Origin of the sequence: Thermoanaerobacterium butyriciformans (assembly GCF_017874545.1) — a bacterium.
Taxonomy (GTDB): domain Bacteria; phylum Bacillota; class Thermoanaerobacteria; order Thermoanaerobacterales; family Thermoanaerobacteraceae; genus Thermoanaerobacterium; species Thermoanaerobacterium butyriciformans.
In genome coordinates, this window is the sequence record NZ_JAGGLT010000005.1 from 1 (window position 1) to 12,062 (window position 12,062).

Here is a 12,062-nt window from a genome sequence, read left to right on the forward strand (position 1 = left end):
AATACGGAAAAGCGCTTCTCGTTGATTGCTGGAAATATGATTTCAGCAAAATCTTTTGCCCATGAGTTTAAAACAAACTTTTTTGTTCTATCATCTAAGTTTAAGAATCTGTCCTCCATTGTGATTTGTTGATATTCGTTTGGTTTGAATGCCATGGCTATGTATCGCTCCTTCTATTTCCTTTTGTTTATATTTCTATTTTACCATATTTCATCTAAACTTGGATGAAAAAAATACTTTTGACACCTTAATCAAGTATTTTATTTCAAATACGCCTAAAGGTGTATCTACATATTTCCCATTTATTGCTCTGCTTACAGTTGATTCATGGACACCAACGATTTCTGCTATTTTCTTTAAGTTCATTGGCTTAATATATTTTTGGACTCTATCAAAAAATTCTCTCTGCTCTTTTACTATTGCACTTAACACTTTGTACAAAGTATCACGGCGACTTTCTATGCTTTTAATGAGCCACATGGCTGACTGAATTTTATTTGACAAATATTTTTTTATATTGTCATCATCTGTTGTGGTTAAAATACTTTCATATGACTTATTTATTCTCAATCCAGGATATAGTGACTCATTTATCAATACAACATAATCACCATTTACTTTCTTAATATATGCATCTGGAATAACATACTTTGTATCATTATAACTTGAGAAACTAGCTCCTGGTCTTGGATTTAATTTCTTTATTTCATCAACTGCACCCTGTACTTCTCTGATATCAACATTTAATTTTTTTGCAATATATGATAATTTGTTATCAGCAATCTCGTACAGATAATTATCAATAATTTCTTTTATAATGCCGCTGTACATGTTTTTTGATTTAAGCTGTAGTTTAAGGCATTCATTTAAATTCCTTGCTCCAACTCCTGGCGGGTCAAACGACTGAATTACATCTAAAGCTTTTTCAATATCAGCTTCATCGTATTTGTAATCTTCACTTAGCTTTTTAATATCGTCATTTAAATAGCCATTGCTGTCAAGGTCGTAAATTATGATTTTGCATATTTCTTTTATTTCTTTCTGTAGAGGTGTTATATGAAGTTGAAACATCAAATGATCTATCAGTGATGTCTCATTATAAACTGTATTTTCAAAGCTATAATCATCTTTCTCTTCATCATCGCTGCTGTAATTATATTTATCTAAATCGCTATTTTTATTCATCTCAATGTAAGCATCAATGATGTCTTCCCTCTCCTCAGAAGCTTCCAGCATTGGATTTGTCTCTAATTCACTTGTAATCAGTTCATTTAACTCATAGGAATTCAATTGAAGAATCTCAATAGCTTGTTTTAACTGTGGAGTCATTATTAACTTCTGCACTTGTTTTAAATTAAGTCCTATATCCAGCTTCATATTCTACACCCTCATTAATTTTATATATCTCTTTAATATATTATATCATAAATGTAAGCGTTTAGAAACATGTGAAAAATATCCAGAAAGGATAAAAAGTCTATGCTTTAGAAAGTTGGATTTTTACATAATCTCAAATGTATGGTATAATCCTTTATAATCTTCCCACTTTTCTACGACATTTTCGACTCTAGCCCATCTTAACCCATTTTTTATGTAAGAAATAAGCTCTCTAATATTTTCTTCATCGCCTTCAGCGACTATTTCAACACTTCCATCATATAAATTTTTAGCATAGCCTGTTATGTTAAGCCGCATAGCCATATTGTAAACAGAGTACCTAAGCCCTACTCCCTGGACATAACCTGTCAAATTTAAGTAAACCATCTTTTTCATAAACTTTTCTCCTTTCACTTATTTCTATAAATCCCAATTAATAATTTTCCCTGTCCACCGCAATCGAAACGCAATAGGCTATAAAATAAATTTATTTATGACGTAAGCAACACCATTTTCCATGTTTGATTTCGTAATAAAATCTGCAGTTTTTTTTAGTTTTTCAATAGCATTCTCCATCGCTACTCCAAGCCCTGCATATTCCACCATTTCTATATCATTTTCACTATCACCTATTGCCACCATTTCCGCCCTATCGACTCCAAGGTATTCTCCCAATATCTTAAGTCCATGACCTTTATTTACTCCTTTATTTAATATTTCTATGTTATTATAAAATGAGCTTGTAGTTTCTAGTTTATCGCCTTTATTATTGTCTATTATATCTCTTACACGTTTTATTTTTTCTGAATCTTCATCAAACATTACAAACTTCACAATATTGTCTTTTAATTTATCAGTAAAATCGATATCTTTAGGTATGTCCTCGACTTTTACTCTTAAAGTTTCAGCATATAGCCTATTCCATTCACCGTACTTTTGATATTTACTGGAGCTTTCAGGGGAATAGACAATTTTATCGCTGTAAAAATGGTAATATATATCATTTTTATTTGCCAGCTCTATTAAATATGATATTAAATCTAAGTCAAGAACACTTTTATATATTTCGATGTCTTTATCATCTCTTATCATTGCCCCATTACTTGCAATTATATAAGGTTTAAAGCCAAGAAATTCTGAATATGCATACGCAGATGCATAAATCCTTCCTGTTGATATAACTACATAAATTCCACTGTCATGCGCTTTTTGCAGTGCTTCTAAGTTTTCTCTTGAGATTTGCTTGTCATGTGTCAAAAGTGTATCATCCATATCTATCGCGACTAATTTATATGCCATCATAGTCCCCCATTCATCAGAATATTTTTTCAATACTACTATATCATTACTTATAATGAACTTCAAGTTTGCATAATTTTCACTGAAAAAAGATATCTTAAAAAAATGATTGACAGCATAAAATAGCAATAGTATAATGTAACTATAAATATTACATGATAAATTTTATTAATTAATACTTTATAGAAAGAAGGGATATTATGGACGATATCTCGTCAATACTCAAAGAAAAGGGGCTCAAAGTTACGCCGCAAAGGTTGGCTATTATAAATATGCTTAAAAATACCAAGGAACATCCAAGTGCTGAAACAATATACAAAACGCTGTCGTCCGATTTCCCAACGATGAGTTTGGCTACTGTATACAAAACGCTTGAGATGCTTAAAAATATAGGACTTGTACAGGAACTTAATGTTGGCGAAGGTAGCTTTAGATATGACGCAAATGTCAATTCGCATCCTCATTTAATATGTTATGGATGTAACAGAGTAGATGATCTTGATTATTCAGCGTTAGATAATCTTATTGGCGAAGTAAGTAAATATACTGATTATCTTTTAAAGGATCAAAAGTTATATTTTTATGGCTATTGTCCTGATTGCAAAAAGAAAATGACAAATTAAAAAAACGAGCAAAGCTCGTTTTTTTAATTTGTTGGATTTATATTTTGAGGTTTTCCATTTAAATCTTCTGTAGAAACATTGTTATCTTCATTTTGATTTGGCTCATTTTTTGTATTGTTATTTTCATCTGCCTTTTTAGTACCACGTTTTATCACGCCGTCAACTGGTTTATAAATATCAGTATATAAAAATTCTTTTTTCAAAAGTACATTATTCTCATAAATTAGCCTGTAAGTATTTACCTTGTATCCTGTATGCTTTTCTACATCAACCTTTAAAGTCCCCTCTGGAAGTGTGGGATCATCAACATATGTCACTTTTGGCTCGTATTTCTCAACAATTTCAGAATATATATCTATTCTTTTTCCTGGAGCTTCATTATACCCATAAAGATTGACAACAAAATTATTACCACTTATATATGACTCAATGTATATAGGATATTTGGTAGGGTTCTCGAATTTTAAATCAAGTACATCACCAGAAATTGTAGCATCTTGTCCCGGAGACACATATCCAACTGGAAATGTATGGTGGTATCTTTCATCGATCTTTAAATCAGCCCGCAGTGCAGCATTGTATAATGTTGTTGCAACCTGACATACACCGCCTCCTATATCTGGAACAAGTTTATTCCCAATTATTACAGGAGCTTCTTTATAACCATTTTGTATGATTCTAGGTCCCAAAGTTTTATTCAGTGAAAAAATCTGTCCTGACATCAATAGTTTGCCATTTATAGCTTTTGCAGCTACAGCTAAATTTTCTGACCTATTTGCATCACCAGTATTGAATTGTGTAGAAAAACTGACAATTTTGCCTTTTATCATGCTGAGTTCTGAAGCCTTTATGTCTGCATCGACTTTTTTAACCGTGACAGGAACTTCTACATAATCTTTATCACCTGTCATAATCACATTCTTTACCGCACTTTTTATACTTTCAATTGTCTTATTTGCATCGACCTTTAAACCCGAAATATCATTTGTAATATTTATCTTACCATCAGACACGTATATCTTAGCATCAACAGGATCTTTATCTATTTTTTTCGATATACCGGCAACAAAAATATCTAAATTTTTAAAATTGGCTTCAGGACTATATTCAAGGTATCTGCCATGCTTCTCAACTTCATATATCGTCTTTATCCGATTAAGAATATTTCCATTCTTACCTACCGAATAAGCCTCATTTACAATATTAGCGTAGTCATAGCTTATTTTAATATCATCGTATGGAACGATAAACTGCATGTCATTATACTTTAATACAACTTTCAAACTGTCGATTGTTTTAAGTTCACTTTGCAATTTTGAATATGCTTCAGTTTTAGTAAGTCCGCTTAGATTTATGCCATTTACAAAAACTCCTTTTGCGATAGTATTTTGATTGATAATAGTGTAAAACATAGCAATTGAACCTACAAATAAAGCAAGTACTAATACAAGAAGAATGATGTAAAAATAATTGCTTTTACTCTTTATGCTTTTTGTGTCCTTTGTCTCCATTTTGATCTCCCCAATTATTAATTTTTTAAAATCAATTTAATTATATAATAAATGTTTTTTAAATTAATTACATACTAATTAATTTTTTATAAAATTTTTATAAAACTGGCATATATGGTTAACTGGGCAAATGTCGCATTTAGGTTTTCTCGCTGTGCAAATATTCCTTCCGTGGTATATTAAAAGATGATGAGACAAAGACCACAAATTTCTAGGTAATATATCCATAAGCTGTTCTTCCGTTTTAGTAACATCGCTGCTATCTGCAAGGCCTATTCTGTTAGAAACTCTGAATACATGTGTGTCAACCGCAATTGCATCCTTTTTGAATGCATTACTTATAACTACATTTGCCGTTTTCCTTCCTACACCAGGTAGTTCCATAAGTTTTTCCATCTCATCTGGCACATTACCATCATATTTTTCACACAAAATCTTACATGTGTTTATTATATTTTTCGACTTATTTCTGTAAAGCCCACAATCTTTTATCTCTTCCTCAAAATCACGTGGATCTATGTCCTTCAAATCGAATGGAGATTTATATTTCTTAAAAAGTTTTTCTGTAACTATATTTACCCTTTTATCAGTACACTGAGCCGACAAGATTGTTGCTATCAACAGTTCAAAAGCATTATTAAAATGAAGCCCAGGTTTTGCATCAGGATATGTCTTTTTAAGAATTTCTATAACTTCCAATGCTTCATCTTTCGTTATCCTCAAAATTCTCACCTCTAATATTCATCATAGCTTTCTTCATAAATTCCTTTGTAGACTCATCTTTTTCATTTAAATAAGCTTTTTCAATGTATGGAAAAGCATTTTCTTTGTGGAGGATGCTTAAGGCATATGCGCTATATCCTCTTATATAAGCACTTTCAGAATTTATAAGCTTTTTCAACGGTTCGATTGAATCCTTGTCATTTGAATTAATCGCAGCAATTATGGCATTTCTTACTATGGTGTTCTTGCCTCTCCAGGATGCAGATGTTGTGCCAAATAGTTCCTGAAACTTCTTCTTATCAAGAGATAAAATTTCTCTCAAATCGTGCTTAGGTTTAAGATTTTGAGGCGTAAACTCACGCCTTGTGACTTTCTTTGCTTTTTCATTAAATGGACAAACATCCTGGCATGTATCACAGCCATATATTCGAGTGCCTAATCTTTTTAATGTGCTATCGCTTAAGTATCCTTTCTTAATTGTAGCATACGACAAGCACTTATTGGCGTCTATTTTGTATTCTTCAATCAATGCCTTCCCAGGACACGCTTTAAGGCATCTTGTGCAACTGCCACACTTTGATTCAATTTTGGAGTCCGGTTCAAATGGCACGTTTATCAGCATCTCTCCCAAAAATAAATATGATCCAAATTCCTCATTTATTATCATATTATTTTTCCCAAAAAATCCAATACCCGCATTGTAAGCAATGGCTCTTTCCAAAAGAGGATTGTTATCAACAAGCAACACCGCTTTTGCGTCATTACATTTAGACAAAATAAAATCTCTTAGCTTTTCAAGCAAGTCTATTAAAACTTTATGATAATCTATGCCCCAAGCCGTCCTAGAAATAGTGCCATATGCTGACTTTGGTAAGTCAGCTTCGTAAACAACATTATAAGAAACAGCAACAGATATAATGCTTTTAACATCTTCAAGTAAAATGTAGGGATTTATTCTCTTTTCTATGTCATTTTCTTCTATATTACAGCTTAATCCGTTTTCATATCTATTCTTCAATAAATCCCTATACTCAAAAAGACAATCGGGACTTGCAAAACCTACAATATCAATTCCCGATTTGTAAGCAAATTCTCTTATCTCATTCTTTGTGACACAAGTCACATTAAACATTCCTTTCTTTATTTGAAGATTCTTTATCTCTTGTCAAAATATCATAAAAAGACTTAAGCTTACTTTTTACCTTTTCGTTTATAACACTCATTTTTTCACCTGTCAATATCTCCATTCCTTCATCGATTGTCTTTACAGTGTATATGTGAAATTTTCCACTCTTGCATGCATCTATTACTTCATCGTCCAGAACAAGGTTTATTGCATTCTGCTCCGGGATTATGACACCTTGTCTACCTGTCAATCCCTTTACTTTGCATAATTTGTAAAATCCTTCAATCTTATGTGTTACACCACCTACAGGCTGTATAACTCCAAATTGATTGACAGAACCAGTTACGGCTATTTCCTGTCTGATGGGAATGTCTGATAAACTTGAAAGCAGCCCATAAAGCTCTGTGCTGGAGGCACTGTCACCTTCAACGCCTTCGTACAACTGCTCAAAACATATTCTCGCTGAAAGTGTCAATGGAAAATCTAATGCATATCTGTTTCCTATAAAACCCGTTATAATCATCACGCCCTTGTCATGAATGTGCCCGCTCATCTTAGTTTCTCTCTCAATATTTACGACGCCCTCTTCCCCTGGATATGTGGTAACTGTTATCCTTGAAGGTTTCCCGAATTGATAATCTCCTAAATCTATCACAGAAAGGCCGTTTACAATTCCGACTTTTTCTCCTTCAACGTCTATTAAAAATATGCCATCTTTAAAATAATCTATATACTTTTCTTCTATCATATTTACTCGTTTAATTTTTTCTTTTATGGCCTTTTCTACATGCTTTGCCATTACAACTTCGCTTTCATCTATTTCTGCCCAGATATTTGATTCATAAAGAATCTCTACAATGTCGTTAAACTGTGTCGTCAATTTATTTTGGTCTTCAGATATCCTAGTTGAGTATTCAATTACTTTCGCTACACCCGTATTGTGAAATGGTCTTAATTTGTCTTCAATGCAATGCTTTTTTATAAATGAGGCCATTTTTGAAATATTTTCATCATTTAATTCCATCACATCATTAAAATCAACTTTAACTTTAAAAAGCTTTTTAAAGTCATCATCATAGTTATAAAGAATATAGTATAAATACGGCGTCCCTATAAGTATTACCTTAACATTTAATTCAATAGGTTCTGGTTTCAATGACGATATTGACAAAAGACCATATGAAGATGTCACATTCTCTATCGCTATTTTATCTGTTTTTAATGTCCTCTTTAAAGCATCCCATACGTATGGATATGTCAAAACATCTTTAGCCTGCAAAATGAGGTACCCACCATTAGCTTTGTGAAGTGCACCTGCTTTAATCTTGGTAAAATCAGTTATAGCAACACCAAAATCGCTTTCGTACTCAATACTACCTAAAACATTGTTGTAATTTGGATTGTACTCGACAACAACAGGTGCACCATTTGTATGGCTGTTATCAACAAAAAGATTGACACTGTATTTTTTAAAAATATCTTTTTTGCTTCTTTTCATGATAAATGGAAACTGACTATCTTCGTCATCATCGCTTCTAAAATTATCAAGGTTTTCTAATATATCCCTCTGTACGCTATCAAGGTATTTCATCACACTGTTATAATTGCTGTATTTTTCCCTTAAATCATCAATAAGATGCCCAACAGCAAGTAAGCCTATATTATTATCAAGTTCATGTATGGCGTCCCTTGCTTCTTTATCTATGTTTTGTATATCTTTCCATATCTGAAGTGCCTTTTCTTCAAAATTTGCGGCTTTTGTTTCTATTTCTTTCCTCTTCTCATCCTCTAATTGCTCATATTCTTCATTGCTTATCTGCTTCCCATCTATTACAGGAATGCTTACTATACCGGTTTTTGTTTCTTTTAGCACAAATCCAAAATTCTTTGCAAGCTCATTTAGTTCTTGGATCAATTCATTTTTTCTATCTTGAAATTTCTTTACAATCTCATTTTTCTGCAAATCGTATGATTTTGAGTTAAAAGCCTTTGGAACCTGTCTTTGAAGCTGCTCCACAAAATCTCTCATATCATTTTTAAATCGCTTACCATCACCTGGTCTTAAATTTATAGCAATTGGCTGTGAAGGTTTTTCAAAGTTAAACACGTACACCCAATCATCTGGCACTTTTTCCAACGATGCGATTTTATTCACACTGCTTACGGCAAAGCTGGATTTGCCTGTACCCGTAAGGCCAGTTATAAATATGTTATATCCTTTCTGTTTTATTTTTAATCCAAATTCCATAGACTCTTTTGCCCTTTCTTGACCTATAAGGCCTTCCAATGGCTTTATAGTCTCTGTCGTTTCAAAATTAAACAAATTTGGATCAATGTATTTTTTTAATTCATTAGCTGATAATTCCTTCATATAAAGCCCTCCTTTATTAATAAGATTTCGCCATTAATGCTGTTTTCCCTTCTTTTAATCAGTACAAAACTATAATAATTATCCATTCTTCCAATAAAAAATTTTCGAAAACTTTTATAATAAATAAATATTAAGCTGAAGGACATCCTTCAGCCATCCACATCAATCTATCTTTCCGCCTTTTTCATCCATCTGTTTTTCAGCATATTTAATCATCTTCTTCACCATATTGCCGCCTATTTTGCCTACTTCTCTAGTGGTTATGTTTTCGAATCCTCGTTCTTTTATGTCATCGTCAAGTTGCAATTCTTCCGCAACTTCCTCTTTTAACGAGTCAAGTTCATCTTCTGCTTTTGGGTACAATTTCTTTCTTTTTGCCATAAAAAAACACCTCCGCTTTTATTTTATCCTCCAGCGAAGGCATATATCCTAATTGCTATTTTAAATAAATCACTATATTTCTTTTATTGCCTCGGTAGGGCAACCATCTATGGAATCGCGGCAAGCTTGTTCTTCACCTTCAGGCACTTCATCAACTATTGCCTGGGATTTGCCCTCATCATTCCAGTCAAAAACCGCTGGACATGTGTCTATGCAAAGTCCACAAGCTATGCACAAATCTTGATCTACATAAACTTTCATGATTTTACCTCCTATGCTAATCTATACATTTAATATATCATAGTTTTGTAAAAAACAAAATATTTATTTTATTATATAGTAACAGGCTTCTAAATCATCTTCCGCTGCATTTGCAATCCTATTTCTCAACTTGTCAATAGTTTCTTCATTTACTTTTGCACCTTTATCGCCTAATAATCGTGACACCACCATTTGACTTGCCATTGATTCTTTATACCTTTCGACAAAATCCATTATCTCACTGATTTCTTTTTCTCTGTCCATAAAAAACACCTCCTCAATTTATTTTCTTTAAAATATTTTTTATTATACAAAAAAAGACCCAAAGGGTCTCAAATGTACAAAAGTGATTCTTTAAAGAAATTATTTAACAATGTCTTGTCATTAGAACTCAATTCTTTTATATATTTATGGAAAATATTAACTTTATCAAATACTTTCCTGCTTTCACTGACTAAGTGATAGTCGATGTAAAATCCTATTACAATACCTATAAATAACATTACAGGTGCTTCAGAACCAGTAATATTTATAGAATTCTTTATGCTTTCCACTGTTGCAACATCAAGTGTCTTTATCTGTAAAAGTAAAGTCGTAAGTGCATAAGCACAAAATTTTAATGGTTTTAATGCGGTTTTTTTCTCATTTATAAAATCATCAACTGATATTGTATTGTCATTTTTTTTAATCACGTTTAACAACATTTCTTTTACAGTATTCCATTCGTGCGTACTGCTTTTGTTTACAACATCATAAGCGCTTTCTTTAGGTGTGTAAACTAAAATCGATCTGCCAAGCGATTTATCCTCATCTATATAATATTCGCTCTGTACATATCCTAATTCTTCTAGTTCTGTAAGCATATCATAAGCAGTCCATTTGCTTATGCCCATAGAATTCGCAACATCGACATAATGAACAGGAGCTTTATTTTTGTCATAAAGCTCAATAAGAGCTTCTAAAAAGTCTATCTTCCTTCTTGTTAAAGGCACACAAACACCCCATTTCTTCCTTAAAATATAATAGGGTATTTTGCATACCTAGTCAAGCTTCTTTTTTTGAAGCGTTTTTATTTTCCCAGATGTCATCTGCTACTTCTCCCCAATTTTCAGCTACTTGTGTTAAATCATTATACAAATTTTCAATATGAGATGCCTCACTGTTTTCGGTATGATTGGCTTTTGATTCCCTGACTATATCCAACAATTCTTTAGGATTGTCAATTAATGGACACGGCCTCAAGTGATTTTGGTTAAAAGGCATCCTTTTCCTGTATGATTTCATTATCGGCGACATAAGTGCTTCTTTCAAACTTACATCATTTATATTGACATTGGCGTAATGGATGAAAGCACATGGTTCAACATCACCTGCTGCATTTATGTGCAAATATCTTTTACCACCAGCTATACATCCTCCACTAAATTCGCCATCATTCCAAAAATCAATTGCAAAAAGCTCTTTTGTGGCTCTTATATAATTTATCTTTTCATATGCATACTTCCTCTGTTCAGGTGTAACCATGAATTTGACATCTGGATCTTTTCCAACAGGTATATATGTAAAATACCAAGCAAAGTAAGCACCTTTTTCTATCATTTTATCGACGAATTCATCACTGAATATCTCCTCAATATTGGTCCTGGTATATGTTGCAGAATACCCAAATAAGACGCCATTTTCTCTCAACAGATCCATGGCTTTCATTACTTTATCATAAGTTCCTTGACCTCTTATTTCGTCATTTTTGTCTTTTAAACCGTTAATGCTTATTGCAAATGTTATGTTGCCTACTCTTTTAACTTCTTTAACCATGTCCTCATCTATAAGTGTTCCATTTGTAAACAAATGAAATACTTGATTCTTATGATTTTCTGCAAGCTTTATTATGTCTTTCATCCTGACGGTCGGCTCACCGCCTGATAAAACTATAAAATAGACACCAAGTTCTTCTGCTTCTTTGCAAACTCTATCCATCGTCTCAAATGATAGATTATGAGGATTGTACTTTCCTGCCCAACAGCCTACACAATTTAGATTACAAGCTTCGGTAGGATCCATTAATATCGCCCACGGAACATTGGCATCTAATTTTTGTTCCCATTCTTGCTGTTTAGGGATGCCTTTAAGACTTGCATTTACTAAAAAATTAATCATTAGCGTCTTTAAAATATTTTTGTCAATATTTTTGAGCCCTTTTATTGTAAATTTGTACCAGTTGCTTTCTTTGTTTTCCAAAAACGCTTTTACACTTTCTATCTGTTGTCTATGCCTTGGCAATATCGCTATCTTAGACATAAGGTTGGCCATAGTCTGTAGATTCTTTTCAGGATCTCTATCAATGTAATTGATAATCGCTCCCACAGCTGGATCAATAATGTTCATAAAAA

At 32.6% G+C, this 12,062-nt stretch carries 13 protein-coding genes; 1 reads left to right on the plus strand and 12 read right to left on the minus strand.

Annotated elements, in window-relative coordinates; all coding sequences use genetic code 11:
• Window positions 1-210: 210 nt before the first annotated feature.
• The 3 genes from rpoN to J2Z80_RS02860 all read right to left on the minus strand — a co-directional run bounded on the left by rpoN (window position 211) and on the right by J2Z80_RS02860 (window position 2,676).
• Window positions 211-1,377, minus strand: a complete 1,167-nt coding sequence (rpoN, locus tag J2Z80_RS02850) for an RNA polymerase factor sigma-54 (RefSeq protein ID WP_245301114.1) — start codon at window positions 1,375-1,377, stop codon at window positions 211-213.
• A gap of 123 nt (window positions 1,378-1,500) precedes the next feature.
• Window positions 1,501-1,773 (minus strand): acylphosphatase, encoded by a 273-nt coding sequence (locus J2Z80_RS02855; RefSeq protein ID WP_013298472.1) that lies wholly within the window; start codon window positions 1,771-1,773, stop codon window positions 1,501-1,503.
• A gap of 78 nt (window positions 1,774-1,851) precedes the next feature.
• Window positions 1,852-2,676, minus strand: coding sequence for a Cof-type HAD-IIB family hydrolase (locus J2Z80_RS02860; protein WP_209453045.1), 825 nt, complete (start codon window positions 2,674-2,676; stop codon window positions 1,852-1,854).
• A gap of 200 nt (window positions 2,677-2,876) precedes the next feature.
• On the opposite strand from J2Z80_RS02860, the gene perR reads away from it, so the two are divergent.
• Entirely contained in the window at window positions 2,877-3,299 is a 423-nt protein-coding gene (gene perR, locus J2Z80_RS02865) for a transcriptional regulator PerR (RefSeq protein ID WP_209453046.1), read from the plus strand.
• A gap of 23 nt (window positions 3,300-3,322) precedes the next feature.
• Here the strand turns inward: perR and J2Z80_RS02870 are convergent, their stop codons facing one another.
• From J2Z80_RS02870 to J2Z80_RS02910, 9 genes are all read right to left on the minus strand, one after another.
• Entirely contained in the window at window positions 3,323-4,810 is a 1,488-nt protein-coding gene (locus tag J2Z80_RS02870) for a VanW family protein (RefSeq protein ID WP_209453047.1), read from the minus strand.
• A 78-nt stretch (window positions 4,811-4,888) separates the two neighbouring features.
• Window positions 4,889-5,533, minus strand: a complete 645-nt coding sequence (gene nth / locus J2Z80_RS02875; protein WP_209453048.1) for an endonuclease III — start codon at window positions 5,531-5,533, stop codon at window positions 4,889-4,891.
• Window positions 5,514-6,656, minus strand: a complete 1,143-nt coding sequence (queG, locus tag J2Z80_RS02880; RefSeq protein WP_209453134.1) for a tRNA epoxyqueuosine(34) reductase QueG — start codon at window positions 6,654-6,656, stop codon at window positions 5,514-5,516. Before queG ends, nth begins: the two co-directional genes overlap by 20 nt.
• 1 nt (window position 6,657) lies before the next feature.
• A complete protein-coding gene (locus tag J2Z80_RS02885) occupies window positions 6,658-9,030 on the minus strand; it encodes a Lon protease family protein (RefSeq protein ID WP_209453049.1) in 2,373 nt (790 codons plus the stop codon).
• 162 nt (window positions 9,031-9,192) lie between these two features.
• A complete protein-coding gene (locus J2Z80_RS02890) occupies window positions 9,193-9,411 on the minus strand; it encodes an alpha/beta-type small acid-soluble spore protein (protein WP_209453050.1) in 219 nt (72 codons plus the stop codon).
• Window positions 9,412-9,483: 72 nt separating this feature from the next.
• On the minus strand, window positions 9,484-9,672 hold the full coding sequence (locus tag J2Z80_RS02895; protein WP_013787592.1) for a ferredoxin: 189 nt from the start codon (window positions 9,670-9,672) through the stop codon (window positions 9,484-9,486).
• Window positions 9,673-9,735: 63 nt separating this feature from the next.
• Complete coding sequence (locus J2Z80_RS02900; RefSeq protein ID WP_209453051.1) at window positions 9,736-9,936, minus strand: hypothetical protein; 201 nt, start codon at window positions 9,934-9,936, stop codon at window positions 9,736-9,738.
• Window positions 9,937-10,004: 68 nt separating this feature from the next.
• Entirely contained in the window at window positions 10,005-10,664 is a 660-nt protein-coding gene (locus tag J2Z80_RS02905; RefSeq protein WP_209453052.1) for a helix-turn-helix domain-containing protein, read from the minus strand.
• 52 nt (window positions 10,665-10,716) lie between these two features.
• Complete coding sequence (locus tag J2Z80_RS02910; RefSeq protein WP_209453053.1) at window positions 10,717-12,057, minus strand: radical SAM/SPASM domain-containing protein; 1,341 nt, start codon at window positions 12,055-12,057, stop codon at window positions 10,717-10,719.
• Window positions 12,058-12,062 lie beyond the last annotated feature (5 nt).